General features: G+C 34.4%; 24 protein-coding genes, 1 tRNA gene and 1 pseudogene. 16 read left to right on the top strand and 10 right to left on the bottom strand.

What is annotated here, in order from left to right:
• A partial coding sequence (locus K8V80_RS11895; RefSeq protein WP_276778283.1) for a hypothetical protein occupies positions 1–671 on the top strand: 671 nt, incomplete at its 5' end.
• A gap of 349 nt (positions 672–1,020) precedes the next feature.
• Here K8V80_RS11895 and K8V80_RS11890 read toward each other — a convergent pair.
• On the bottom strand, positions 1,021–1,806 hold the full coding sequence (locus tag K8V80_RS11890) for a porin family protein (protein ID WP_006743464.1): 786 nt from the start codon (positions 1,804–1,806) through the stop codon (positions 1,021–1,023).
• Positions 1,807–1,817: 11 nt separating this feature from the next.
• Positions 1,818–2,930: a PCMD domain-containing protein gene (locus tag K8V80_RS11885; protein ID WP_276778281.1), complete on the bottom strand. Its 1,113-nt coding sequence runs from the start codon at positions 2,928–2,930 to the stop codon at positions 1,818–1,820.
• Positions 2,931–3,147: 217 nt separating this feature from the next.
• Here K8V80_RS11885 and K8V80_RS11880 point away from each other — a divergent pair, with 217 nt between their 5' ends.
• Positions 3,148–4,428, top strand: a complete 1,281-nt coding sequence (locus tag K8V80_RS11880; protein ID WP_006743462.1) for a serine dehydratase subunit alpha family protein — start codon at positions 3,148–3,150, stop codon at positions 4,426–4,428.
• 78 nt (positions 4,429–4,506) lie between these two features.
• Here the strand turns inward: K8V80_RS11880 and K8V80_RS11875 are convergent, their stop codons facing one another.
• Positions 4,507–5,118: an FKBP-type peptidyl-prolyl cis-trans isomerase gene (locus tag K8V80_RS11875; protein ID WP_006743461.1), complete on the bottom strand. Its 612-nt coding sequence runs from the start codon at positions 5,116–5,118 to the stop codon at positions 4,507–4,509.
• A 232-nt stretch (positions 5,119–5,350) separates the two neighbouring features.
• On the opposite strand from K8V80_RS11875, the gene K8V80_RS11870 reads away from it, so the two are divergent.
• The 4 genes from K8V80_RS11870 to K8V80_RS11855 all read left to right on the top strand — a co-directional run bounded on the left by K8V80_RS11870 (position 5,351) and on the right by K8V80_RS11855 (position 11,085).
• Positions 5,351–6,103: an acyl-[acyl-carrier-protein] thioesterase gene (locus K8V80_RS11870; RefSeq protein WP_276778285.1), complete on the top strand. Its 753-nt coding sequence runs from the start codon at positions 5,351–5,353 to the stop codon at positions 6,101–6,103.
• Positions 6,104–6,281: 178 nt separating this feature from the next.
• Positions 6,282–8,525: an aconitate hydratase gene (locus K8V80_RS11865; RefSeq protein WP_276778279.1), complete on the top strand. Its 2,244-nt coding sequence runs from the start codon at positions 6,282–6,284 to the stop codon at positions 8,523–8,525.
• A gap of 2 nt (positions 8,526–8,527) precedes the next feature.
• A complete protein-coding gene (gene icd, locus K8V80_RS11860; RefSeq protein WP_006743458.1) occupies positions 8,528–9,721 on the top strand; it encodes an NADP-dependent isocitrate dehydrogenase in 1,194 nt (397 codons plus the stop codon).
• A gap of 20 nt (positions 9,722–9,741) precedes the next feature.
• Positions 9,742–11,085 carry a citrate/2-methylcitrate synthase gene (locus K8V80_RS11855; protein WP_276778277.1) on the top strand — a complete coding sequence of 448 codons (1,344 nt, stop codon included), beginning with the start codon at positions 9,742–9,744 and terminating at the stop codon, positions 11,083–11,085.
• 419 nt (positions 11,086–11,504) lie between these two features.
• On the opposite strand, the gene pfkA is transcribed toward K8V80_RS11855, so the two are convergent.
• The 3 genes from pfkA to cmk all read right to left on the bottom strand — a co-directional run bounded on the left by pfkA (position 11,505) and on the right by cmk (position 14,175).
• The gene (gene pfkA / locus K8V80_RS11850) at positions 11,505–12,485 is read right to left on the bottom strand and encodes a 6-phosphofructokinase (protein ID WP_006743456.1); all 981 of its coding nucleotides are present in this window, start codon (positions 12,483–12,485) and stop codon (positions 11,505–11,507) included.
• 108 nt (positions 12,486–12,593) lie between these two features.
• Positions 12,594–13,457 (bottom strand): 4-hydroxy-3-methylbut-2-enyl diphosphate reductase, encoded by an 864-nt coding sequence (locus tag K8V80_RS11845; protein ID WP_276778275.1) that lies wholly within the window; start codon positions 13,455–13,457, stop codon positions 12,594–12,596.
• Between the two features lie 22 nt (positions 13,458–13,479).
• Positions 13,480–14,175, bottom strand: coding sequence for a (d)CMP kinase (cmk, locus tag K8V80_RS11840; RefSeq protein ID WP_006743454.1), 696 nt, complete (start codon positions 14,173–14,175; stop codon positions 13,480–13,482).
• A gap of 252 nt (positions 14,176–14,427) precedes the next feature.
• Between cmk and K8V80_RS11835 the strand changes: the two genes are divergently transcribed.
• The 9 genes from K8V80_RS11835 (at position 14,428) to K8V80_RS11795 (ending at position 21,565) form a co-directional block, all read left to right on the top strand.
• On the top strand, positions 14,428–15,126 hold the full coding sequence (locus tag K8V80_RS11835) for an energy transducer TonB (protein ID WP_276778273.1): 699 nt from the start codon (positions 14,428–14,430) through the stop codon (positions 15,124–15,126).
• A gap of 60 nt (positions 15,127–15,186) precedes the next feature.
• Entirely contained in the window at positions 15,187–16,161 is a 975-nt protein-coding gene (locus K8V80_RS11830; protein ID WP_276778271.1) for a polyprenyl synthetase family protein, read from the top strand.
• A gap of 35 nt (positions 16,162–16,196) precedes the next feature.
• The gene (locus tag K8V80_RS11825; RefSeq protein WP_276778269.1) at positions 16,197–16,973 is read left to right on the top strand and encodes a TatD family hydrolase; all 777 of its coding nucleotides are present in this window, start codon (positions 16,197–16,199) and stop codon (positions 16,971–16,973) included.
• Between the two features lie 166 nt (positions 16,974–17,139).
• Positions 17,140–17,227 (top strand) — tRNA-Ser (locus K8V80_RS11820).
• Between the two features lie 76 nt (positions 17,228–17,303).
• Positions 17,304–18,110 (top strand): MotA/TolQ/ExbB proton channel family protein, encoded by an 807-nt coding sequence (locus K8V80_RS11815; RefSeq protein ID WP_006743450.1) that lies wholly within the window; start codon positions 17,304–17,306, stop codon positions 18,108–18,110.
• Between the two features lie 6 nt (positions 18,111–18,116).
• Positions 18,117–18,584 (top strand): hypothetical protein, encoded by a 468-nt coding sequence (locus K8V80_RS11810; RefSeq protein WP_006743449.1) that lies wholly within the window; start codon positions 18,117–18,119, stop codon positions 18,582–18,584.
• A 39-nt stretch (positions 18,585–18,623) separates the two neighbouring features.
• The gene (locus tag K8V80_RS11805) at positions 18,624–19,217 is read left to right on the top strand and encodes an ExbD/TolR family protein (protein ID WP_006743448.1); all 594 of its coding nucleotides are present in this window, start codon (positions 18,624–18,626) and stop codon (positions 19,215–19,217) included.
• Positions 19,217–19,678 carry an ExbD/TolR family protein gene (locus K8V80_RS11800; protein WP_006743447.1) on the top strand — a complete coding sequence of 154 codons (462 nt, stop codon included), beginning with the start codon at positions 19,217–19,219 and terminating at the stop codon, positions 19,676–19,678. The genes K8V80_RS11805 and K8V80_RS11800 overlap by 1 nt, the downstream gene beginning before the upstream one ends.
• A gap of 816 nt (positions 19,679–20,494) precedes the next feature.
• Positions 20,495–21,565, top strand: a complete 1,071-nt coding sequence (locus K8V80_RS11795; RefSeq protein ID WP_276778266.1) for a hypothetical protein — start codon at positions 20,495–20,497, stop codon at positions 21,563–21,565.
• A gap of 126 nt (positions 21,566–21,691) precedes the next feature.
• Here the strand turns inward: K8V80_RS11795 and K8V80_RS11790 are convergent, their stop codons facing one another.
• Together K8V80_RS11790 and K8V80_RS11785 are read right to left on the bottom strand one after the other, a co-directional pair.
• Complete coding sequence (locus tag K8V80_RS11790) at positions 21,692–22,225, bottom strand: GNAT family N-acetyltransferase (RefSeq protein WP_006743446.1); 534 nt, start codon at positions 22,223–22,225, stop codon at positions 21,692–21,694.
• A 24-nt stretch (positions 22,226–22,249) separates the two neighbouring features.
• Entirely contained in the window at positions 22,250–23,521 is a 1,272-nt protein-coding gene (locus K8V80_RS11785; protein ID WP_006743445.1) for a M64 family metallopeptidase, read from the bottom strand.
• Between the two features lie 138 nt (positions 23,522–23,659).
• Between K8V80_RS11785 and K8V80_RS11780 the strand changes: the two genes are divergently transcribed.
• Complete coding sequence (locus tag K8V80_RS11780; protein ID WP_006743444.1) at positions 23,660–24,136, top strand: Lrp/AsnC family transcriptional regulator; 477 nt, start codon at positions 23,660–23,662, stop codon at positions 24,134–24,136.
• A 1-nt stretch (position 24,137) separates the two neighbouring features.
• Here the strand turns inward: K8V80_RS11780 and K8V80_RS11775 are convergent, their stop codons facing one another.
• Positions 24,138–24,632 (bottom strand): dihydrofolate reductase, encoded by a 495-nt coding sequence (locus K8V80_RS11775; protein ID WP_276778263.1) that lies wholly within the window; start codon positions 24,630–24,632, stop codon positions 24,138–24,140.
• A gap of 11 nt (positions 24,633–24,643) precedes the next feature.
• Positions 24,644–25,437, bottom strand: a pseudogene (locus tag K8V80_RS11770) (thymidylate synthase).
• Positions 25,438–25,491: the final 54 nt, after the last annotated feature.

The raw sequence follows: 25,491 nt of genomic DNA, 5'->3' as shown, positions 1-25,491 counted from the left end.
CATGTAGTAGTGACGATGATGATAATAAAGATCCAGAAGAAGAAACTAGTAAGCTTGTTGGAACCTGGAATTTAGATTCAACTTCACCTTTGATTTTTGAATGGGAAGCCAAAGAGGGGGTAAAAGATTTTCAAATTGTTTTGCCTAAAGAGAATGGAGAGCAAGTATTAGAAGTAAGTCAGCTAATTGATATGGCTAAAAGTTTTGTCAACCCTAAGTTGAAAACTGTTATAGAAACTGTTACTTTTCACAAAGATGGTAATATTACTGCTTCCTATAAAGATCAACAAGCTACAGAATTTACTGAATCTGTAAAAGGATTGGCTACTTATAAAGTTCTTCCTAAAGAAAAGTTATCAGTACAGTTGCATGCCGATGCTATTATTAAAGAAGCTAAGGTAACAGATGAGATGTCTATCGAAATGATGACAAAATATATGAAAGAACCTTTTGTTATTTCTTATGATTTAGATAAAAATGATACAGAACTAGAATGCTATCTAGATTTAGAGTTTGTTAAGAAGTATATGAAGATGGTTCCAAATATTTTAGAATCGGGTGTCATCCCTGAGAACTTACAACCTGCTATTAAATCTATTTTTGAGCAAGTAGATGATTTATTTGGGAAAACAGAAGAGTTTGAACTAGGTTTGAATATGAATAAGCATTAATTTTCATAATAATAAAATGGAAGCCCATCTCATGTAGGTGGGCTTTTTTTATGTCGTTTGGGGTATGCTTTATGTTTATAAAGGTATCTGATATGACACCGATATGATAAAGGTTTGCCTTAGTCAAGAGAACATCATGACACCGACATGATGATCTCTTGACTAGGATGTAAATAAAAGTTTTATTCTATTGATTTAAGAATTTAATATGGTTTTCTGAATTTTTTTAAATGAAGATACTTAGTTGTATCGTTATAAAAGAGGGTGTGGCTAAGTGGATAATGACTATACAAAAAAAGCAGAAAGAGGTTAGTTCTTTCTGCTTTTTAATATTGTTATTCTTTTTTGTTTAGAAGGCATATCCAAAACCCATATTCAGATAGATGGGATACATATTGAAGGTGACAGTATCAAAATCCTTCTTAAAGATATTGTTTAATCCCCAATTAAGGTCGGCATATACATTGAGATGTCTGAATGCTCTCCACTCAGCACCAAACTGCAATCCCCATTGAAATCTTCTTAAATCGTCAGAGAAATCGTATGTAGCCGTACTACCGTCTTTAAATTCCACTTTTGGACCTGTAGGATCATCTTCTCTCAAATAGCCATCGTAAACATGACCTGAGAAATCTCTTTCTAATACGTAAGAGAAATAAGGTCCTAATTTAAGGTTCACACGTTTTGATACTTTATATCCTGCCAATAGAGGTAGCGTGATATATGAGTTTCTGAACTTTGTTTTCACATTACCTGTCCATTGTCCTTTTATTTCTTCTCCACCGTCACCAATGATTTCCATACCATAGTTTTTTACCGTAGCATCAGTTTTCATGGCTTTAGTATCTAGAGTTAGACCAAAGATAAATCCCCATCTATCATTTTGTCCAAACCATTTGGAGATTTCTGTACCAAGAGATAGGGCTAAGTCTGGTCTGTAGCTATTTATTTCTCTAATTTCGGAAGGCAAAGGAAGAGGAGATGTCCCCCCAATGTTAATACCTCCTTTAACTTCGTATTCTAATCCTTTTAAGGCAGACCATATAATACCCCAGTTACGGTCCTTTTGTGCATAGATATTTACCGAGCTAAAAACAGCTAGTAAAAGCAATATATGTTTATAATATCTTTTCATGACTCTAAAATTTAATATTCTTCAGCAATTAATTCTACTTCATCTACATAAAGAGTACTTCCTATAGCACCACTAAAGTGTGCACCATCTTTGCTAGAGGTAAATACAATAGCAATTTTATATTTTCCATCTTTTAGCTTTTGAGGATCTATCGTTTTGCCTTCTTTATATTTGAAATTAAAGTTGAATTCAGTCCACATGTTTTTAGTTGTAGCAGGAAGGTCTTCTCTAGCTATAGCTATAATATTAGGATGAGTTAGTGAATTGCTGCCATCTAATGTTTCTAAATTGTCATCTGTTTCATAGAATACTCCATAGATGTCTGCTTCGTCTATCTTACCGGCAACGGGTTTGCCATGGTCCTTGTAAGTTTCACCTGGGGTATATTGATACCATCCTTTTAGCTGGAGAGGCTTTTGACTAAATGGTAGGCCAAACTTAGTAGCCTCAAGTGGTTTGCTTACCGCTTCAAGCACGTTGAATTGGCCTAAGAATAAGTTTCCTGCAGCAATTGGCATCTTGTTTAGGCTACCAAAGAATCCTGTATCTCTAGTGGTTAATTTTGCACAATTATTTGTATAGCCTTGAGCTACTTGTACTGTAGGGAAGTCTTCTGCTGTTTTGGGCATACCAGTCAGCGAATATCCACTATTTCCACTAGCCCATCTTAAAACCTCTTGCCCTTTGAAAACTTCAATGAAAGTATGATATTTTCCTTTCCCATCGTCTGAAGAAAGAGTTTCGAAAGAATATTTAGTGGGTAAATCAGTCCTTATTGCTGAAATTATATAGTTCTTTTTCCAGTTTTTATCTTCCGATGTAACCGTGTAGGTAATAGGATTTGTAAAATCTTGAGTAATCCCACTAGCTGGTTCAATGGTTGCACCAGGAGTAAGAGTAAATTCCGGAGTAATTTTAGTAATATCAGCATGCTTATGAACCATAATCATCACACTGTATTTTCCTATTTCGTCGTTATTAACAATAGGAGCAGTTTTTAAAATATCAGGTTCTCTTACCGTACATGCTGTAATATCTGCTTCAGCATTAGGTTCTTCACTTTTTATACATGCACTGACAATCAGTACAAAAGATAAGTAAAGCAGGGTTCGGAATAATTTCATTTTAGACAATTATTAATGTTAATACCGTACAAAGGTAATGTTCCTTTTTTTATAAACATAAATACGGTAGATAAAAGTGATGTTTAATATCTTAATGCCTAAAATACAGACCTTTGAATGTTCTAATCTGAATGATTTTTGCTCAAGGAATGAGGTATAAAAATTGATATAATATGATAATAATGATTACATTTGCTTTAACCAAAATCAGGTAGTTATGACGAACTTAGATAGGATCAAAATTATCGAACTTATTAAAAGGGAGGTAGTTCCAGCGATTGGTTGTACTGAGCCGATTGCTGTAGCCTTATGTGTAGCAAAAGCGAAAGAAATTTTGGGGACTAAACCTAACAAAATCGAAGTGTTTCTTAGTGCAAACATGTTGAAAAATGCTATGGGCGTGGGTATTCCTAGTACTCATGAGATAGGTCTTCCAATTTCTATTGCTTTAGGGGTAATTATAGGTAAGTCCGAATACGGGCTTGAAGTACTTAAAGATAGTACCCCTGAAGCAGTGGCAGAAGCAAGTCAGTACATTAAAGATACCGATATAAACATCGAGTTAAAAAAAGAAAGCTGTGATAAGCTATATATTGAAGTGAGGGCCTATAATGGAGATGAATCTGCAAAGGCTATTATTTCAGGCAATCATACGCATTTCGTTTACTTATCAAAGAATGCAGAAGTACTTTTCAATGCTGAAAGTTCAAGTTCTGCACAAGAAAATGAGGAGGATGTAAAACTTAACCTTCGTTGCATTTATGATTTTGCAACTACTGAATCCTTTGAGAATATCCGTTTTATTTTAGAAGCAGGCAAAGTGAATAAAGCCGCAGCTGAATTTGCCTTTGATAAGAATTATGGTCACTCCATTGGGCGTATGCTACTAACAGGCAGTAAGAGCAATCTAATAGGCGAGAGTGTGTACACCAAGGTGCTATCTTATACCTCTGCTGCATGTGATGCTCGTATGGCTGGAGCTATGGTGAAAGTGATGAGTAATTCGGGCAGTGGCAATCAAGGTATTTCTGCTACTCTACCTGTAGTAGTTTATGCAGAAGAAATGGGTAAATCGGAAGAAGACTTAGCTAGGGCATTAATCTTGAGCCATCTTACTGCAATTTATATCAAACAAAGTTTGGGTAGATTATCAGCACTATGTGGGTGTGTTGTCTCCGGTACTGGGTCGAGTTGTGGTATAACTTATCTAATGGGAGGTGGTTATAAAGAAGTATGTTATTCCATTCAAAATATGATTGCAAACATAACAGGGATGCTTTGTGATGGTGCTAAGCCTAGTTGCTCCTTAAAAGTGGCAACAGGTGTTTCTACTGCAATGCTCTCTGCGATGATGGCTATGGATGGTAAATATGTAACCTCTGCAGAAGGTATTGTTGATGAAGATGTGGATAAAACAATACGAAATTTAACTCGCATTGGTTCATCTGGAATGCTCGAAACAGATAAGATTGTTCTAGATATTATGACGAATAAATAATGAACGTCGATAGGATAAAAATAAAAGGAGAGATTGAAAAATCTCTCCTTTTATTTTGCTGATTAAAGTCAATTAATATTAGCAACAGCCGCTACCGCAACCACCACTATTGCATCCACAGCCTCCTTCATTATCTGAAGAGCCACATCCACAATCGTCCGATGAACCACAGCCACAACCACAACCACCGCCTTCGCCAGTGATCATATTAACCATACCTTGAATTTCTTCTGTAGTAGCAGGTCTTGTTTCAACAACGCTACCTTCGAATACGATGTCACTACCAGCTAGTGGGTGATTCATATCCATAACAACGATATCGTCTTTTACTTCAAGTACAGCACCGTTTAGAGTACGACCATCTTCATCCATAAGAGGAACAATGTTACCTGGGAAGATGTGTTCGTTGTCAAACTTTCCATCTACTTCAAAGATATGTTTTGGTAATTCAAGAACATGTTCTTCGTTATAGTCACCATAAGCTTGATCTTTGGTCAAAGTAAGAGAAAAGCTTTCTCCTTTTTTCAAATCTTTTACTCCAAGTTCAAATGCTGGAAGAGTTGTTCCTAAATCAGAGATAAACTGGAATGGGCGGTCAATTGTTGCCTCTTCAATCATCTCTTTATTACCATCTTCTAGTGCATATAATTTGTATGCTACTGCAATATACTTATTATCAGTAATAGCCATTGAAATCAATTTTTAAGTTAAAGAATAGAGTACTAACAGAGTAGTACGTATAAAGTTTGGCAAAGATAGGAATAAATTTAAGTTTCTTTCTTCTGAGTAGTACATTTAACGATTTAAAGTAGAAGTATTAGTCTTTTAAAATAAATAGAAACAAAATTTATCGAGCGGCAGTAAGTCAATAACTTCTATTTAGAGTATCTTTGCCAATTCTTAATGGACTAAATGAACTATGATGGATAATGATAAGAAAATAGGTTCATACAAATATGTTGCCGAACCATTTCATGTTGACTTCTCAGGCAAGTTAACGTTAGGAGTATTGGGGAATCATTTATTAAACTGTGCAGGCTTTCACTCCTCAGAAAGAGGTTTTGGTATAGCTAAGCTAAACGAAGATAACTATACTTGGGTACTTTCACGGTTAGCAATTGAGTTGGATGATTTGCCTTATCAATATGAGAATTTCACAATACAGACATGGGTAGAGAATGTTTATCGCTTATTTACAGATAGAAATTATGCGATATATGATAAAGATGATAAATGTATTGGCTATGCACGCTCTGTGTGGGCAATGATTAATCTAAATACTCGTAAACCAGCTAATTTAATAGAACTTCACGGTGGTGATATTAGTCAATATATAGTAGATAAGCCTTGTCCTATTGATAAGCCTTCTCGAATAAAAGTATCTACCACTACACCCATAACTCACTTAGAAGCGAAATATACGGACATAGATATAAATGGACATGTAAATAGTGTACGTTATATCGAACATATATTAGACCTATTTCCTCTGGAAAAATTCAAATATCAAGGTGTGAAGAGATTTGAAATGGCATACGTGGCAGAAAGTTATTATGGTGATAAGCTAAGCTTTTATGTTGATGCTGTAGATGAGATAGAATATCATATTGAAGTAAAACGAAATGACGAACAAGTAGTTTGTCGATCTAAAATTATTTTTAACACTAAAAAATAATAGAGAAAAATTTATAGATTTAAATAGGGCAGATAAGCTTAAATGGGCTTATCTGCTTTTTTTGTGTAATAAAAAAAGAATTTGGCAAATAATTACAACTTACAAAAGCCTTAAATGCTTAAACATAAATCAAATAGCAAGTGTTAATAAACTGAACAACGATATAAAAACCTTAAGTATGGTACATGATATTGAAATGATACGCAACTTCTATAAAGCGTATCCCAGTAAAATTGCCAAAGTAAGATCGGTTTTGAATAGACCTTTAACCTTGGCTGAGAAAATAATTTATGTTCATCTCTTTAAAGATGAAGATCTTAAGAATTATGAGAGGGGAGTGGATTACGTGAACTTTAGACCTGATAGAGTTGCTATGCAAGATGCTACTGCTCAAATGGCTCTTCTCCAATTTATGAATGCTGGCAAAGAGAAAGTGGCAGTTCCCTCAACGGTACATTGTGACCACTTGATTCAGGCTTATCAAGGTTCCAAAAAAGATTTACAGATAGCGAATAAGACAAATGGAGAAGTGTATGATTTCTTGCGTGATGTTTCTTCTCGCTATAATATTGGTTTTTGGGAGCCTGGTTCGGGTATTATACACCAAATTGTACTTGAAAACTATGCTTTCCCAGGTGGAATGATGGTTGGAACAGACTCTCATACTCCCAATGCTGGAGGTCTAGGGATGGTTGCCATTGGTGTGGGTGGTGCAGATGCTGTTGATGTAATGACTGGTATGGAATGGGAATTAAAAATGCCAAAACTTATTGGGGTTAAGCTAACAGGCAAACTGAATGGTTGGGCTGCTCCAAAAGATGTTATTCTGAAACTAGCTGGGATACTTACTGTTAAAGGAGGAACCAATGCCATTATAGAATATTTTGGTGAAGGCACTAAATCCTTGTCTGGTACTGGTAAAGGCACAATTTGTAATATGGGTGCTGAAGTAGGCGCAACTACATCTTTATTCCCCTATGATGATAGAATGGGTGTGTATTTGAAAGCTACTAATAGAGAAGAAGTAGCTAAGCTTGCTAATACTGTAGAAAAAGATCTTCGTCCAGATCCAGAAGTTGAGGCTGATCCTGAAAAATATTATGATCGAGTTATAGAGATAGATTTATCTCAATTAGAACCTTATATAAATGGTCCATTTACACCAGATGCTGCTACTCCAATATCTGAGTTTGCAGAAAAAGTAAAGAAAAATGATTATCCTCGAAAGATGGAAGTGGGTTTGATAGGTTCTTGTACTAACTCTTCATATGAAGATATTACAAGAGCTGTATCGGTTGCTAAACAAGCTGTAAACAAAGGAATTAAGGTGGCTTCTCCATTTATTGTAAATCCAGGGTCTGAAAAGATTAGAGCTACTATCGAGCGAGATGGAATGCTGGATGTTTTTGATAAAGTGGGAGCTACAATAATGGCAAATGCTTGTGGACCTTGTATTGGTCAGTGGAAACGTCATACTGATGACCCTACACGCAAAAACTCTATAGTAACTTCTTTCAATAGAAATTTTGCTAAACGTGCAGATGGCAATCCAAATACTCATGCTTTTGTTGCTTCACCAGAGCTAGTTACTGCATTGACGATTGCTGGTGATTTATGTTTTAATCCTCTTACTGATAAATTGAAAAACGATAAAGGAGAATTGGTGAAACTAGAAGAACCTAGTGGATACGAATTGCCTCCAAAAGGATTTGAAGATGGTAGTGCTGGTTATACTGCGCCCACAGGAGCTAAAAAAGAAATTAATGTGGCTTCGGATTCTCAACGTTTACAGTTGCTTCAACCTTTCCCTAAATGGAATGGTGGCGATTTGGTAGATATGCCTCTTCTTATTAAAGCAAAAGGAAAATGTACTACAGACCATATTTCTATGGCTGGTCCTTGGTTAAGATTTAGAGGACATCTTGAAAATATATCTGATAACATGCTTATGGGTGCTATAAATGCATTCAATGATGAAGCTAATAAAGTATGGAATCAACTAACCTCTACTTATGAGACAGTTTCGGGTACTGCGAAACAATACAAGGCTAAAGAGATTTCTTCAATTGTTGTAGCCGAAGATAACTATGGTGAAGGCTCAAGTAGAGAGCATGCTGCTATGGAACCTCGTTTCTTAAATGTAAAAGCTATTCTAGCTAAGAGTTTTGCTCGTATTCACGAAACCAACTTAAAGAAACAGGGGATGCTTGCTATTACATTTATAAATCCTGCAGATTATGATAAGATTCAAGAAAAAGACAAATTGTCTATTATCGGATTAAAAGATTTCGCTCCTAATAAGAATCTGAAAGTAGTGGTAACTCATACAGATGGTTCAAAAGATGAATTTGAAGTTCAACATACCTATAACCAACAGCAGATTGAATGGTTCCGTGCTGGATCTGCATTAAACGCTAGATAACTATGAATAAAATAACTAAAGATAAAAAAGGGAAACTTATTGTTCCTGATAAACCAATTATTCCCTTTATAATGGGAGATGGAGTAGGAGCAGAGATAACTCCAGTAATGCAAAAAGTAATTGATGCAGCCATTCAAAAAGCTTATAGCAACAAACGTGCTATTGAGTGGAAAGAAGTACTTGCTGGAGAAAAAGCTTTTAACCAAACTGAATCTTGGTTACCTGATGAAACATTAGATGCTTTTAGGGAGTATTTAGTGGGTATTAAGGGACCTTTAACCACTCCTATCGGTGGAGGTATTCGTTCACTAAATGTGGCATTAAGACAAACTCTCGACTTATATGTTTGCTTACGCCCAGTAAGGTGGTTTAAGGGTATTGAATCTCCAGTTAAGGCTCCTTGGCTTGTAGATATGCATATCTTCAGAGAAAATACAGAAGATATCTATGCTGGTATTGAGTGGGAGGCAGGCACTCCAGAAGCAAAGAAGTTTTATGATTTCATTCACAATGAAATGGGTGTAACCAAAGTGCGTTTCCCAGAGACTTCCTCTTTTGGTATAAAACCTGTTTCAAAAGAAGGAACAGAACGCTTAGTGAGAGCAGCTTGTCAATATGCTATTGATCATGAATTACCAACTGTTACTTTAGTACACAAAGGGAATATAATGAAGTTTACTGAAGGTGGATTCCGTAAATGGGGTTATGAGTTAGCCGAAAGAGAATTTGGTGATGCTATTGCTTCAGGTAAACTCACTATTAATGATAATATCGCAGATGCATTTTTGCAAAACACTTTAACTAAGCCTAAAAACTATAGTGTTATTGCTACATTAAACCTAAACGGTGACTATATATCCGATCAATTGGCTGCGATGGTAGGAGGTATAGGTATCGCTCCAGGTGCAAATATAAATTACGATACTGGTTATGCTATTTTTGAAGCAACCCATGGTACTGCTCCAGCCATTGCTGGTCAAAATAAGGTGAATCCATGTTCTATTATTTTATCAGCAGTGATGATGCTTGAATATATGGGATGGCAAGAAGCCGCAGACTTAGTTGTTAAGGTACTTGAACAAAGTTTTGAAGCAAGTAGAGCAACCTATGACTTAGCTCGATTTATGGAAAATAGCGTTCAATTAACTACAACGGATTTCGGTGACGAGTTAGTTAAACGAATCAAGGATTTGTAATTTAATTTAAACTGGTAACTATGAAAGATGAATTTTTAATTTACAAGCTTTCAGAAAAGATGAAAGATTGTGCCAAGATTGATAATGACTTATTCAAAAAATATGATGTAAAACGAGGCTTACGTAACGATGACGGTACAGGAGTCTTAGTTGGATTAACCAGAATAGGTAATGTTGTAGGTTATGAAAGGATTGAAGGGGGAGGCATGAAGCCTATTCCTGGAAAGCTTTTCTATAGAGGATATGATGTTGAAGATTTAGCACATGGGGTGATGGCTGATAAGCGCTTTGGGTTTGAGGAGGTAGCTTATTTGCTCTTATCGGGAGATTTGCCTGATAGAGATGAATTGGAAGATTTTAGAAAGCTATTGGTAGATAATACAGCTTTGGAGCATAAAACATTTATGAACATATTAGAACTAGAAGGCTCTAATATTATGAATATTTTGGCTCGTAGTGTTCTCGAATTATATACGTTTGATGAAAATCCTGATGATACTTCTCGTGATAACTTGATGCGCCAAAGTATTAACTTGATAGCTAAATTCCCCACCATTATAGCATATGCCTATAATATGTTGAGACACGCTACCTTTGGTCGTTCATTACACGTAAGGCACCCTAGAGAAGAATTAAGTTTAGCAGCAAACTTTTTGTATATGCTAATGAAAGACTTCACAGAGTTGGATGCTCGTACATTAGATTTATTACTCATGTTGCACGCTGAACACGGTGGTGGTAACAACTCTACATTCTCAGTACGTGTAACATCATCAACGGGTACAGATACTTACTCTGCTATTGCTGCTGGTATAGGCTCCTTAAAAGGACCTCTTCATGGTGGTGCCAATATACAAGTTGTGGATATGTTCCATCACTTACAAGAAAACATAACCAACTGGTCGGATACCAAAGAAATTGATGCATACTTTGAACGCATGTTGCGTAAAGAAGTATACAATAAGAGTGGTCTTATTTACGGTATTGGCCATGCTGTGTATACCATTTCAGATCCAAGAGCTTTATTGTTAAGAGAATTGGCTAGAGATTTGGCTAAGGAAAAAGGAAGAGAAAAAGAATTTGCATTCCTTGAGCTGCTTGAAGATCGAGCGATTAAGACTTTTGCTAGAGTAAAAGCAAATGGAAAGACAGTTTCAAGTAATGTGGACTTCTATTCAGGTTTCGTATATGAAATGATAGGATTACCTCATGAAATCTATACTCCATTATTTGCTATGGCTCGTATCGTAGGATGGTGTGCTCATAGAAATGAAGAATTAAACTTCCAAGGTAAACGTATTATCCGTCCTGCTTATAAGACAGTTGTTACTGATCAAGATTATGTTCCTTTAAGTAGGAGATAAGTTTTTTTATACTCTCTCTCAACAATGGGCTATCTATTTTTTAGGTAGCCCATTTTATATTTCTGTTAATGAGCAAACCTCTTTTAAACTGTTAGCGAGATGGCGTATTTTAAGAGGAAAGATAGTATACTTTGACACCGACATGTAATCGTCATGTCGGTGTCAGAGTGTTCTCATGTCGGTGTCAAAGTCATATTCTTAAAGGGGTGAAATAACCCCGCAATGCCTTGTCTTTCTTCTACAAATTAAGAGTACATAAGGCGATATTAGTGTATTCTTACCTAATTAGAGTAATACCTCTTGTTTTCTGTAAGTATAGACTTCGATAAATCAGTCTTGATTAAAATTTAAAAAAAGAAAAAGGACTCATCTATTAAAAGACAAGTCCTTATCATATTATAATATTTGATTCAGTATGATTAGATAGAAAGTTCAGCAAGTACTTGCACTAACTCTTCTTTTATCGGTTTATCATTCTTTATAGCTTTTCTAAAAGGAACATAAACTACTTCATCATTTTCTATACCAATCATTACATTGTGATAACCTTCCATAAGGGCATCAATAGCTGCTACACCCAAGCGGCTAGCTAAGATACGATCGTTGGCACTTGGACTACCACCACGTTGTAAGTGACCCAGAATAGTAACACGTACATCATATTGAGGATATTCATTTTTAACGCGTTCAGCTAAGTGCATTGCTCCACCTGTTAGTTCGCTTTCTGCTACAAGTACGATACTACTTGTTTTAGATTTTCTAAATCCACGACTAATTAAAGCTTCTAATTGGTCATCTTTTGTGCTGAATTCTGGTATAATAGCAGCTTCTGCTCCAGCAGCAATAGCTCCATTGAGAGCTAAGAAACCTGCGTCACGTCCCATCACTTCAACAAAGAATAGTCTTTCGTGAGATGAGGCTGTATCTCTAATTTTATCCACAGCATCAAGTATAGTATTCAAGGCTGTATCATAACCTATGGTAATATCTGTACCAAATAAGTCGTTATCAATAGTCCCAGGTAGTCCGATGCAAGGAAGATTGTATTCCTGAGCAAAAATTCTAGCTCCGCTAAGAGAACCATCACCACCGATTACAATAAGAGCATCGATGCCTTCTTTTTGAATGTTTTCATAAGCTTGTTTTCTTCCTTCTTCGGTTTTGAACTCCTTGCATCTTGCTGTTTTAAGGATAGTTCCACCCATTTGGATGATGTTACTAACATCTTCACTCTTGAATTCTTTGATTTCTCCGGTAACCAGACCTTTGTATCCTCTATATATCCCTTTGACTTTTAGTCCTTTATATACAGCTGCACGGGTAATAGCACGTATAGCCGCATTCATTCCTGGTGCATCACCACCAGAGGTTAGTATCCCTACACACTGAATAGTTTTCATTACGATTTGCTTTTTAAAGTAGTTCCTACAAAGATAGAAAAAAGGGGGTTAATTCTCCTTTTTTGATAAAAATCAAACGTCTTAAATAATAAATAAAGTTAAAATCTATTACTCTTTATTTTGGATAAAATTTAAAATCTCTTCCATTAGCCATTTTGGTGTAGAAGTTGCCCCGCAAATGCCAATAGATTTAGCCTCTTTAAGTAAATCTAAATTGATTTCCTCAACCCCATCTATAAAATGAGTATTTTCATTCATCTTTTTACATTCATTGAATAGTATTTTCCCATTGGAGCTTTTTTTACCACTAACAAAGAAAATAAGATCATGTGAAGATGCAAAGTTCTTAATATTAGGAATTCGGTTTGCTACCTGCCTACAGATTGTATCAAAGAATTTAAATGTAGCATTTGGAGAAATATGCTCTTCAATATAGGCTACAATTTTTTGGAATTCATCAAGAGATTTCGTCGTCTGAGAATAAAGGCGAATATCTCTATTGAAATTAAGCTGTTTGGCTTCTTCTAAACTTTCTATGACGATGGCTTCTCCTTCTGTTTGCCCTACTAGACCTAAAACTTCAGCGTGACCATTTTTTCCATAAATTACAATTTGTTTGTCTTTTTCTTCTTCTGTATCATTCTCTTTCTTTATTTTTTTCTGAAGTCTTAGAACAACAGGGCAAGTAGCGTCAATTATTGTAATATTATTTTTTTTAGCCAACTCATAAGTTGATGGTGGTTCGCCATGTGCTCTTAAAAGTACTGTCGCATCTTTTAATTTTTCGAACTGACTGTGGTCTATCGATATTAATCCCATTTTTTTTAGGCGCTCTACCTCTTTGCTATTATGGACGATATCTCCTAGACAGTATAGCTTATTACCTTCAGCTAGAACCTGTTCTGCTTTAGTGATGGCTGTGACAACTCCAAAACAGAAGCCAGAGCCTTTATCTATTTCTATTTGTGCCATAAAATATTAAGTAATAATGTTGTTAACTTTGAGAAGCTACTCGTGCAAATTGTTGAAGTAACCACTCTTTTTGTTCGGCAATTGTTAAACTGCTATTGTCTAGAACAAGTGCGTCGTCTGCTTGTTTAAGTGGACTCACTTTTCTATTTTGGTCGATATAGTCTCTTTCTTCAATGTTTTTTAATATTTCATTAAAATCAGCCTTCCCTGTTTTTGCTATCATTTCATCGTATCTGCGTTGAGCTCTCACTTGTGGTGTAGCAGTTACAAATATTTTAAGTTCGGCATTAGGAAAAACAGTTGTTCCTATATCTCTTCCATCCATGACAATTCCTTTATTTTTACCCATAGCCTGCTGTTGCTTCACCATCTCCTCTCTCACAAAGTCTATTGCAGCAATAGGACTTACTCGTTGAGAAACTTCCATAGAGCGAATTTCTTTCTCTACTAACTGGTTATTTAAGTAAGTTTCAGGAGTTTTTGTTTCAGGGTTTAGTTTAAAACTAATTATCATTGATGGAAGTAATTCTTTTAATAGAGAAGTATCTATTTCATTATTACTATCGAATATGTTATTTTGAAGAGCAAACAATGTGGTAGCTCTGTACATTGCGCCACTATCTATATAGATATAACCTATTTCTCGAGCTAAATCTTTAGCCATCGTACTTTTACCGCATGATGAAAATCCATCTACAGCAATAGTTATCTTCTTCATAATTGATTATGTTTGGATTAGCGTAAAATATATCTGTTTTACTTCGAATATATGTCCAAAGATACAGTAATATTTAATTTTAATAGCTTATAGACATTCTAAATAACGGAAAACTATATCAGTTTATTTCTTAATAAATGTAAAAATAGAGCTATTAATAAGATAATCTACAATATAAAAATGACATATAAATGAAATAATCCTATATTTGCGAATACATAAAGTTGATCACATTTTATTAACAAACATAATATGGAAGTAAAAAAATCCCCTAAAGCGGACTTGGAGCCAAGAAAATCAACTTGGCACATTCTAGGTTATGTTATCGTTCTTGCGTTGCTATTCGTTTCTTTCGAGTGGTCTAAACGCGATATAAAGATCGATACAAGCCAGGCCGTAGCAGACATCTCGTTCGAGGAGGATATCATGCCTATTACAGAGCAAGATAATACCCCTCCTCCACCACCACCACCAGCGGAAGTACCGCCACAGGTGACAGAAATCCTTAACGTTGTTGATGACGATGAAGATGTTGCTGATATACAAATTGCAACAAATGAGGATTTAGGTCAAAAAGTGGAAGTGAAACAGTTCGTAGCTCCTACAGTCATTGAAGAAGCAGCACCTCAAGAAGAAGAAATCTTCGTTGTGGTTGAAGAAATGCCCGAACCTCCAGGAGGTATTGCAGAGCTGATGAAATTCTTGGGTAAGAATATTAAATACCCAACTATTGCTCAGGAAAATGGTATTCAAGGACGTGTAGTTGTAGAATTCGTCGTTAATAGAGACGGAACAATTGTTGATCCTAAAGTTGTGCGTGGGGTTGACCCTTCATTAGACAAAGAAGCTATCCGTGTGATCATGTCTATGCCTAAGTGGAAACCAGGTAAACAAGGTGGTAAAACAGTACGTGTTAAATATACAGTACCAGTAACATTTAGATTAAAATAATCTTATATAGATAAAAAAGGCTGCCTAGCTGCAGCCTTTTTTTTTTGAAGTACGATACTTATGAAAACTACATCTGATTTAAAATCATTAGTAAACAATTACTTAAAGTCTCTTAACGAAAAGAAAGATCCTAAAAATCTTTATGAGCCAATACATTATGTATTGTCAATAGGAGGGAAGAGAATTCGTCCTATTCTTATGCTATTGGCTTATCAGTTGTATAAAGATGATTTAGAAAAGACTCTTCCTGCTGCTTGTGCAATAGAGGTTTATCATAACTTCACATTGCTACATGATGATTTAATGGATAAATCTGATTTAAGAAGAAATAAGCCAACAGTGCATAATGTTTGGAATGCTAATACAGCTATTCTATCAGGAGATGCTATGCTTATTTTATCCTATCATTTATTGGCAAAAGCTCCTCAAGAAAACTTGTCCGCTGTTCTAAATGAATTTAATAAGGTTACATTAGAAATATGCGAAGGTCAGCAGTATGATATTGAATTTGAAACTAAAAACAGTGTAAAAGCTGAAGATTATTTAGATATGATTCGATTGAAAACAGCTGTATTATTAGCAAGTAGCATTAAAATGGGTGCTATTATAGCAGGAGCATCTGATGAAGATACGAATCTATTGTATGATTTTGGACTAAATGTAGGTTTAGCATTCCAACTTCAAGATGATTACTTAGATGTATATGGTGATCCTAAAGTTTTTGGAAAACAGACAGGAGATGATATTGTAAGTAATAAAAAAACATATATGCTTATTCAAGCATGTAATAGGGCTACCGGTAAAGTCAAAGAAGACTTGGAAACCTGGATTGATACTAAAGAATTTAACTCAGAGAAGAAGATTAAAGCCATTACAGAGATTTATAATGAATTGGGAATAGATGAGATTTGTAAGCAGAAAATGAATGAATATTATGATAAAGCATTAAATTCTTTATCTTTAGTATCAGTTTCTGATGATAAGAAAAAGCTACTCCAAGATCTTGCTGCTAAATTAATGATTAGAAATATTTGATAATATTTTGACAAAATTATTATTTTAGGAAGATTATGGATTTTATAGACTCTCATGCTCATCTTTATCAAGAAGATTTTGATTCGGATTTAGAAACAGTGATAAGTAATGCTCAAGAAATAGGAGTTTCTCAGGTTTTATTACCAAACATTGATTCTTTGTCTATAGATAGGTTGTTGCGTGTGTGCGATCGTTATCCCGATTATTTAAAACCAATGATGGGTTTGCACCCAACATCTGTTAAAGAGAACTACCAAGAAGAGCTAGAGCTAATTCATAAAGAATTGACTTTAGATAGGAGTCGATTTATTGCAATAGGAGAAGTAGGACTAGATTTTTATTGGGATATAAGCTTTAAAAAAGAGCAAATACTTGCTTTTGAAAAACAATTAAACTGGTCTTTAGAAGAAGATTTACCGGTCGTTATTCATGCTCGTAATGCTTATTCAGAAATAGAAGAAATTTTGAATAAACCTGAGTTTGAAAATACGAGAGGTGTTATTCATAGTTTTTCAGGAGAGGAAAAAGACTTAGATCGATTTTTACCTCTTAAAAATTGGATGATTGGGATTAATGGAATAGTAACTTTTAAAAACTCTAATCTTTCTAAATTTATAAAAAAAACACCCTTAGATAGATTGTTGATTGAAACAGATTCACCTTATTTAGCTCCAGCTCCCTTTAGAGGTCGTAGAAATGAGAGTGCGTATGTTTTTCATGTAATTAGAAAATTAGCTGAAATTTATAATATTTCACTAGAAAGAATGGCAGATCAAACAAAAATGAATACCTTTAATCTGTTTGCATTATAAATCGGCAAGAAAGTTTTTAAAGTTTATTAATTTATAGAACAGTAGCTATATAATATCTCCTAATAATAGGGAGATGATAAAAAAAAAGAATACATTTGTAACTAAAATATATTTTAAGCTGGGCATTTTCCTCTTAGGATATTGAATTTTTGAAAAACAGAAGAGAGGAGAGGTGCTCGAGTGGCTGAAGAGGCACGCCTGGAAAGCGTGTATACGCCAAAAGTGTATCGCGGGTTCGAATCCCGCTCTCTCCGCGAATTAGATAACTAAATTAAATCAACAAAAAGTAAATATTAAATTAATTAATTAATCTTAAAAATTAGACACACAATGAAAAAGTTATTTGCAATTGTTGCTGTTGTTGGAGCTATGGCTTTTGGCTCTTCTCAGCTAGCTCAAGCACAAGATGCTGCAGAGGCTCAAACTGAACAAGCAACTCCTTCAAATGATGCTGTTGCTCAAGCAGACGCAGCTGTTGATGATTTCGTAGTTGAAGGTAGCCTTCACAAAGAATTAAAAACAAAGTTTATTGAAGGTGATGCTTTCTTTATGAGTTTAGTAGCTATCGCTCTAGTTATTGGTTTAGCTTTCTGTATTGAAAGAATCATTTACCTAAGCTTAGCTGAAATCAACACAAAAAAATTCGTTGAATCAATTGAAGCAGCACTTGAAAAAGGTGATGTAGAAGAAGCAAAAAATATCGCTAGAGATACTAGAGGTCCAGTAGCTTCTGTTTACTATCAAGGTCTTATGAGAATTGATCAAGGTATAGACGTAGTAGAAAAATCAATTGTTTCTTACGGTGGTGTACAAGCTGGTTACCTAGAAAAAGGCTGTTCATGGATTACTCTATTCATCGCGATGGCTCCATCTTTAGGTTTCTTAGGTACAGTACTTGGTATGGTTATGGCGTTTGATAAGATTCAACAAGTAGGTGATATTTCTCCAACAGTTGTTGCTGGTGGTATGAAAGTTGCTTTGATTACAACTATCTTTGGTTTGATCGTAGCTCTTATCTTACAAGTATTCTATAACTATATTCTTGCTAAGATTGAATCTATTACAAGTGAAATGGAAGATTCTTCTGTAACACTTCTTGATTTGATCATTAAATATAACTTGAAATACAAAAACTAATAAACAATGAAATTATCATATAAAATATCATATTATATCTTATATGCATTGTTTGCTGTTATTTTGATCGTTCTAGGAATGTTCTACTTTGGTGGAGAGATGGCAGAGCCAGTTGTTCCTGAACTTTCTAACCCAGCAAATACTGAAGCATTGATATATCTGATGTATGTATTGCTTGGTTCTGCTATTGCTGTGACTGTTTTGGCTTTCGTGTTTCAATTTGGAGCAGCTTTAAAAGAAAATCCAGTAAAAGCAATAAAATCACTAATTGGTGTGTTATTGCTAGTTGCAGTTTTAGTTGTTGCATGGTTTAGTGGTAGTGAAGAAGCTTTAGTTTTACCGGGCTATGATGGTACAGATAATGTTCCATTCTGGTTAAAGCTAACAGATATGTTCTTATACTCTATTTACTTCTTATTAGTAGTTACTATTGCATCTATGATCTTTAGTAGCGTTAAAAGAAGATTCTCGTAATTTATTTACGAATACACTTAAATTTAAAATGTAATAACTATGGCAAAAGGAAAAAGATCGGTTCCTGAGATTAACTCAAGTTCTACAGCAGATATTGCGTTCCTATTGCTAATTTTCTTCTTGATCACTACATCTATGGATACTGATATGGGGTTAGCTAGACAGCTTCCTCCTATGCCAGATGAAAATGAGCAAGTTAACGATGACGTTAAAATTAAGGAGAGAAATATTCTTGCAGTTATGATTAATAGAAATAACGAACTCATGTGTAATGGTGAAGTTATTCCTATTAGTAGACTAAGAGAAAGAGCAAAGGAATTTATTGCTAATCCGAGCAATGATAGCAATAAACCTGAAAAAGTAACAATGGAAATACCTTATTTTGGTGATTATGTGGTGACTAAAAACCATGTTATCTCAGTTCAAAATGATGGTGATACTTCTTATAAAGTATACTTTGAGGTTCAAAACGAGCTGGTAGCTGCTTATAATGAACTTCGTGATCAAATCTCAAGAGAAAAGTGGCAAAAACCATTTGCTTCTTTATCTGAAGATCAGCAAAAAGCTGTTCGTTTGATTTATCCACAGAAGATTTCAGAAGCTGTGCCTAAAACTTATGGAGGGAAAAAATAATGGGAAAGTTTAATAAAACCGGAAAAAGGGGTATGCCTACGCTGAATACTTCTTCTTTACCCGACTTAATTTTTACACTTTTATTCTTCTTCATGATCGTAACTACTATGCGTGAAGTGTCTTTAAAAGTTAAATTTCAAGTTCCTCAAGGTACAGAACTAGAAAAGCTAGAAAAGAAATCACTTGTAACTTTTATCTATATTGGACCTCCAGTTGATAGAAAGAGTGGTACTGCTAGCCGTGTTCAAATCAATGATTCATTCGCTTCACAAGAAGGTGATATTCGTGAGTTTGTAACTCAAGAACGTGCATCTATGAACGAAGAAGATAAACCGCTTATGCGTGTATCTTTAAAAATTGACGGAGACACAAAAATGGGTATTGTATCGGATGTAAAGACTGAATTAAGACAGGCATCTGCATTGAAAATTACTTATTCTGCTAGAAAAAAGGGTGAATAAATCACCTCTCGTATAAAACTTTATTAGTTTGCGAGATTTAAATATATTAAAAGAGGGTATGTCGATCGACATACCCTCTTTTTGGTATCTAGGCACTAAATATTCACATTCCATCGGTACTAATTTAAAGTTTAAGATGGTCATTGGAACTATTCACATAATATATGAGAGGTTAAAAGAATCAATACCTCTTATCTCATTTTGAAACTCTCTCGGGCTTTAAAGAGTTTACTAGGCTTTTAGTATATGTTTATCTTTTGATTTAGTTAGTAATGGATAGATAGATGCAACTCATATCTAGTAGTTTCCTTTGAATTTTATCTTGCTACCTATGCCTAGAGGTTTATGCAAGAATGAGATTCGGCAATATCCGATAAAATTGATTGTTTTACGCTGAATTTTAAAGATTTCTATAATTTGCAACTTCAATTGTTTTTTCTTTATATCTAATATAACTGCTTGGTTGGTATGAAAAATATTTTTATGTATTTAGGTATACCTACTTTTAAATATCTACTTGTGGCCTTAACTAAAATTCACTTATTAATCAAGAATTGTATGTTGTATATTTAGGTATAATTCATTAGTTGCGACAGTAGCTTAATCTATCTCTTATTCTTTTCATTCTTTAATATAACAACTGTTTTAAAATGTATTTTTCTCTTCCTTTTTGCATTTTAATATATTGATTATCAAGTTATATATGATTAATTGTAACTTTTAAAAATGAGGAACATTTTATCCTAAGTTCGTGTTGGGTATATAGAATGAGTACCATATAATCAGTGAAATACTAAATTTTAAAAATTCTATTTTATGGCGACGAAGGATAAAATACTACAATTAGCAAACGAAAGGAATAATCCTAGTGTAACAATTTCAATGAATACGCATAGAGTTCACCCTGATACTACTAAAGATTCTATTCAACTGAAAAATCTGTTAGCTGAAGCCGAAAAACAAGTATTAGATAAATATGAAAGAAGTACGATAGAACCTCTTTTGGCTAATATTGTTAATGTGGGCAAGGAAATTGATGTAAGGCTTAATTTGGATAGTTTGCACATCTTCTTATCAAATAATAATAAAGAATATATAAGGTTGACTTGGCCTACATATGCTGATCGAGTGATTGTTGGTGATAAGTTTGATATACGATCTGTGATTAAATCTTTTAGTCGTGTTGAGGAGTATTTTATATTAGTTCTTTCTCAAGGGGGAGTACATTTATATGAAGCTATGAATGATACTATCACTCAAGAGATACATCGTGATAATTTTCCATTTACTGAAAATCCATATTATGTGACGAATTTAGATTTAAAAAGTGATCCAGATTTGCAAGATGATATGATAAGAAAGTTTTTCAGAGAAGTAGATCAATCTGTTGTGAAAATATTTAATGAAGAAGGGTTGAATGTTCTTGTTATCTCTACAGCTGCTAACTATAGTTTTTTACAGCAGGTAGCTAGTAAGCCAGAAATTTATGTAGGACATTCACTTATTAATTATAATAATGCTAGTGAGCATGATATTATTAGACAAGGTTGGGAGCTCTTTAAAGACATTCAGTTTAAAAATAGAACTAAGGCTATTGTTGATATGAATGAGTCTGTTTCTGAGGGATTAGTTATAACAGATTTACAAGAAATGTATCGTGCTGTAGTAGGTGGTCGTGGCGATGTACTTATTATTCACGAGGATTTTTCACAGCCCGTAAAAATGACTGGAGAGAAGACTTTTGAGTTTGTTGATGATCCAACAATGCCTGATATAACTAGTGCTATTGCTTGGGAGGTTTTATCTAAAAATGGAAGAGTGTTTTTTACTAATCAAGATGAAATAAAAGAATTAGGCCCCATTGTATTAAAAGCAAGGTATAAATGATTTCTTAATGCTTTGGGGTGTTTAGTAAATGTAGAGTCTTGTCATTTACAATTATTATAACAAATAAAGCTCCAATAGATGTGATGTCTATTGGAGCTTTATATATTCTGAATTTATAATGTTGAATTATTCAATATTATATACTTCCTGATATAACTTTTCGCATATCTCGTCATAGTCTCTTTCTGGATTAAGATCACCTCTACTCATCAATAGCATTGGTACAGCCATACCATTAGGTCTATAAGGTGGCTGAGTATATTCATTCGCCCATAATGTAAAGTTGTATCGTTTATAAAATTCGATTCTTCTTTTCGCTGTTTCGTTGTCGGGAGTTTCAACTTCTAGAATTAACGGCATATCTACCTCTTTTTCTAGTAGGTCAAGAACGTTTTGTCCATATCCTTTATTTCTTAGAGGTTCTGAGATTGCAAAGTGCTCTATGTAATAGAATTTGCCTAAGTTCCAATAAGTAAGTAGCCCTACAGGCTTACCTTCATCTAAAACGATATTGTTTTGGAATAGGTCATTTGAGTCTGTGTGAGTCATCCATTGTTTTAAGGGTCTATATTCCTCCAAAGGAAAAGATGTTGTTAGCAGATGTTCAACAAACTCGTAGTGAGCTGTATCTGATGTTGTAATACGTTTTAATTCTATCATTGATATCTTAATTAAGTTTTATTTTCAGTCAGTATAAAAGTTGATCAGTTTCGTTAATGCTGCTTGACATGCAGGGCAGAAATTAGCAAATGTATTTGTTCTCATTCTACAGTCGAAGGCAGGACGATAAATGCCTTTAGTAGAATAACCTCCTCCCTCATATACACCTAAAGGATAACTCTTAGTATCACTAGAAGATGTAGGGATGGGAGTGCCTTCTTTCAGCATTGATTTCCATTTTGATTCAAAATTAACGAGTGTTGTGATATTTGGCTCCCAAGGCTCAATATCTAAAGGGTAAATATCAGTCATTGTGTCTTGTTCATAAAAATACTCGTCTGCTAATCCGCCAAAGCTATGTCCGAACTCATGCACTACAACTGGTTCAAACATCTCGTGATGAGCAGAAGTTAGTGTGTAGGAATTGTATATTCCCCCACCACCATATTGGTCTGTATTTGCAAGAAGTATAATGTGCTCATAAGGTATACCTGCTAATGCGTCATGGATTGATTTTACATTTCTTGTAGTTAGATATCTTTCTGAGTAAAAAGTGTCGAAATGGGCTCCAAAAGCAGTTGCTCGCCATCTGTCTTTATGAGGAATACTTACGCCTGTGTCTTTAGATATACTTCCAACTGCTATAAAGTTGAATTTTTCCTTGTTACTTTTAAACGGTTCATGATTAAAAATACTTTCCATAGCCTTTTCTGCATCTTGGTAAAAACGATTCATCTCATGAGCTGTATATCCTTCGGCTAAAATAGCCACATCAATAGGATTCTTTACGTTTCCTCTTTGAAGAATGCGGTATGGGGTAATATCTTCGAATCCTTTCTTTTCTATTAATATATCATTAGGACTCACTTTATGAGATAGTTTGGCTATTCGTTTATGAGAAATATCAAATAAGTTGATTGTGATAATAACATCTTTCTTTGGAAAAGGTACTAAAAAAGTATTTTCAAATGCCCTTTGTATATGGTTTGCTTCATCTGTATCGAGCCATTCTTGAAACAAAGAAGAAAACGAATATGTATAAAGTAATTCTCCGGTAGTTTCATCATTAACTCGAATTGATCCATTTCCTTTAAGTGGATTAATGGCTAATTTCTTTGTTTTACCTGCCCAAATAGGATAGGTAGATAAACCATCTACACTTATTTGTTGTTTTTTACTATCTCCACTAAAAATATAATCTACACGTAATGTTCGGTGTTCAAAGAACTCCTCAAAATGTTGTGCATTCAGTGGTAAAGTCAAGCATATACCTATTAGCCAAAGTAGTTGTTTCATCTTATTTAGATTTTGATAATTTAGTTATTTACTGTCAAATCCTTAGGTTGAGATTTAAAGTTTATATGGTCAATAATGTTATTATTTTACTATTATATCGTACCTTTGATTATAAATATAAATCAAATAGTGACTATTATGAGTAAGTATGAATTGGATGACCTTGATAGACAAATATTACAATTGATTTCTGATAATGCTCGTATCCCTTTTTTAGAGGTTGCTAGAGCATGCAAGGTTTCTGGTGCTGCTATTCATCAACGAATACAAAAGTTGATTAATGTTGGAGTTATTAAAGGCTCTCAATATATATTGGACCCTGAGAAAGTTGGTTTTCAAACTTGTGCCTATGTGGGTTTATTCCTAAAAGAACGTGAAAACTTTGAGTCGGCCATTGCAGCTCTTCGTGCTATACCTGAAGTTGTGGAATGTCACTTTACTACAGGTCGTTATGATATCTTTATTAAGATATACGCACGAAATAATAATCATCTTTTAAGTATTATCCATACAAAGCTTCAACCTCTTGGTTTAGCTCGAACTGAAACTCTTATATCGTTCAATGAAGCCATAAACAGACAGATTCCTTTGGATGAATTACCTACTGAAGAATAATTTATTCTTTCATATAAGTAACATAATAAAAATCAAAAGCGTGTTTATCATCAGCAGGATGGGGAATACGCTTTTTTTCTATCCATACATTTTTGTTAATTTCAGGAAAAAAGGCATCAGCTTGACTCACTTCACTATCTATTTCTGTAATTTCTAACACATTTGCTATAGAAAGTGTTTGATGATACACTTTTTCTCCACCCATTATAAATACTTTTTCATCCTCAGAGCACTGAGCTAAAGCTTTTTCTAAAGATTCAAAAACCTCAGTTTTAGGGTAGGGAGTACTCACACTCTTTGAAAGAACAATATTTCGTCTATTGGGTAAAGCTCCTTTAGGTAAAGATTCAAAAGTTTTTCTGCCCATGATGAGTGTATGACCTGTTGTCAACTCTTTAAAGCGTTTTAAGTCATTGGGTAGTTTGTATAGTAATTGGTTTTTATACCCAATGGCATTATTTCTATCTATAGCAGCAATAAGTGTTATTTTAGGCATAGTATTAATATTTATACAGATACCTTTCCTGGTATATGTGGGTAAGGATTATAATCAGTTAATTCGAAATCTTCAAATTTAAATTGGTCAATCTCTTTTACTCTTGGATTGATGTGCATTTTAGGGAGCTTACGAGGTTCTCTGGTAAGTTGCAAGTCAACTTGTTCTAGGTGATTATTGTAAATGTGTGCATCACCTAGAGTGTGTATAAATTCACCGGCTTCTAACCCTGTAACTTGGGCTACCATCTGTAGCAGTAGAGCATAAGATGCAATATTAAAAGGAACACCTAAAAATATATCGGCACTTCTTTGGTATAATTGTAAACTAAGTTTACCATTAGCAACATAAAACTGAAATAAAATGTGACATGGAGGTAATTTCATCTCAGATATGCAGCCTACATTCCAAGCACTGACAAGAATTCTTCTTGAATCAGGGGTTTCTTTGATCATACGAATTGCTTCTTTTATTTGATCAAAAGTTTCACCATTGTAGCCAGGCCAAGATCTCCATTGATAGCCATAAATAGGACCTAGATTTCCATTAGAGTCAGCCCATTCATTCCAAATTCTTACTCCATGATCTTGCAGGTATGTTACATTGGTATCCCCATTCAAAAACCATAATAGTTCGTAAATAATAGACTTCAGATGTAATTTCTTTGTTGTAAGACATGGAAAGCCATCTGCCATATTAAATCGCATTTGGTGCCCAAAGACACTTATAGTACCAGTTCCAGTTCTATCTTCTTTTTTGCACCTTCCGATTTAACTCTTTGAAGTAAGTCTAAATATTGTTTCATTTTATTATATTAGTCATTTACGCTTATAAATAACAAAGGTATCAAAAAATAATA

It is taken from the genome of Bacteroides coprosuis, assembly GCF_020741705.1.
Classification (GTDB): Bacteria; Bacteroidota; Bacteroidia; order Bacteroidales; family Bacteroidaceae; genus Bacteroides_E; species Bacteroides_E coprosuis.
Note: the sequence above shows the minus strand (reverse complement) of the source record. Positions and strands in the feature narration are given on the sequence as shown.

What these genes read in the sequence shown, in the direction of transcription:
- K8V80_RS11825 (WP_276778269.1), top strand. Translation starts at nt 16,197, where the DNA reads ATGGATTTTATAGACTCTCATGCTCATCTTTATCAAGAAGATTTTGAT.
- icd (WP_006743458.1), top strand. Translation starts at nt 8,528, where the DNA reads ATGAATAAAATAACTAAAGATAAAAAAGGGAAACTTATTGTTCCTGAT.
- K8V80_RS11815 (WP_006743450.1), top strand. Translation starts at nt 17,304, where the DNA reads ATGAAAAAGTTATTTGCAATTGTTGCTGTTGTTGGAGCTATGGCTTTT.
- K8V80_RS11835 (WP_276778273.1), top strand. Translation starts at nt 14,428, where the DNA reads ATGGAAGTAAAAAAATCCCCTAAAGCGGACTTGGAGCCAAGAAAATCA.
- K8V80_RS11775 (WP_276778263.1), bottom strand. Translation starts at nt 24,632, where the DNA reads ATGCCTAAAATAACACTTATTGCTGCTATAGATAGAAATAATGCCATT.
- cmk (WP_006743454.1), bottom strand. Translation starts at nt 14,175, where the DNA reads ATGAAGAAGATAACTATTGCTGTAGATGGATTTTCATCATGCGGTAAA.
- K8V80_RS11805 (WP_006743448.1), top strand. Translation starts at nt 18,624, where the DNA reads ATGGCAAAAGGAAAAAGATCGGTTCCTGAGATTAACTCAAGTTCTACA.
- K8V80_RS11845 (WP_276778275.1), bottom strand. Translation starts at nt 13,457, where the DNA reads ATGGCACAAATAGAAATAGATAAAGGCTCTGGCTTCTGTTTTGGAGTT.
- K8V80_RS11875 (WP_006743461.1), bottom strand. Translation starts at nt 5,118, where the DNA reads ATGGCTATTACTGATAATAAGTATATTGCAGTAGCATACAAATTATAT.
- K8V80_RS11785 (WP_006743445.1), bottom strand. Translation starts at nt 23,521, where the DNA reads ATGAAACAACTACTTTGGCTAATAGGTATATGCTTGACTTTACCACTG.
- K8V80_RS11790 (WP_006743446.1), bottom strand. Translation starts at nt 22,225, where the DNA reads ATGATAGAATTAAAACGTATTACAACATCAGATACAGCTCACTACGAG.
- K8V80_RS11810 (WP_006743449.1), top strand. Translation starts at nt 18,117, where the DNA reads ATGAAATTATCATATAAAATATCATATTATATCTTATATGCATTGTTT.
- K8V80_RS11885 (WP_276778281.1), bottom strand. Translation starts at nt 2,930, where the DNA reads ATGAAATTATTCCGAACCCTGCTTTACTTATCTTTTGTACTGATTGTC.
- K8V80_RS11800 (WP_006743447.1), top strand. Translation starts at nt 19,217, where the DNA reads ATGGGAAAGTTTAATAAAACCGGAAAAAGGGGTATGCCTACGCTGAAT.
- K8V80_RS11880 (WP_006743462.1), top strand. Translation starts at nt 3,148, where the DNA reads ATGACGAACTTAGATAGGATCAAAATTATCGAACTTATTAAAAGGGAG.
- K8V80_RS11870 (WP_276778285.1), top strand. Translation starts at nt 5,351, where the DNA reads ATGGATAATGATAAGAAAATAGGTTCATACAAATATGTTGCCGAACCA.
- K8V80_RS11780 (WP_006743444.1), top strand. Translation starts at nt 23,660, where the DNA reads ATGAGTAAGTATGAATTGGATGACCTTGATAGACAAATATTACAATTG.
- K8V80_RS11890 (WP_006743464.1), bottom strand. Translation starts at nt 1,806, where the DNA reads ATGAAAAGATATTATAAACATATATTGCTTTTACTAGCTGTTTTTAGC.
- pfkA (WP_006743456.1), bottom strand. Translation starts at nt 12,485, where the DNA reads ATGAAAACTATTCAGTGTGTAGGGATACTAACCTCTGGTGGTGATGCA.
- K8V80_RS11865 (WP_276778279.1), top strand. Translation starts at nt 6,282, where the DNA reads ATGGTACATGATATTGAAATGATACGCAACTTCTATAAAGCGTATCCC.
- K8V80_RS11855 (WP_276778277.1), top strand. Translation starts at nt 9,742, where the DNA reads ATGAAAGATGAATTTTTAATTTACAAGCTTTCAGAAAAGATGAAAGAT.
- K8V80_RS11830 (WP_276778271.1), top strand. Translation starts at nt 15,187, where the DNA reads ATGAAAACTACATCTGATTTAAAATCATTAGTAAACAATTACTTAAAG.
- K8V80_RS11795 (WP_276778266.1), top strand. Translation starts at nt 20,495, where the DNA reads ATGGCGACGAAGGATAAAATACTACAATTAGCAAACGAAAGGAATAAT.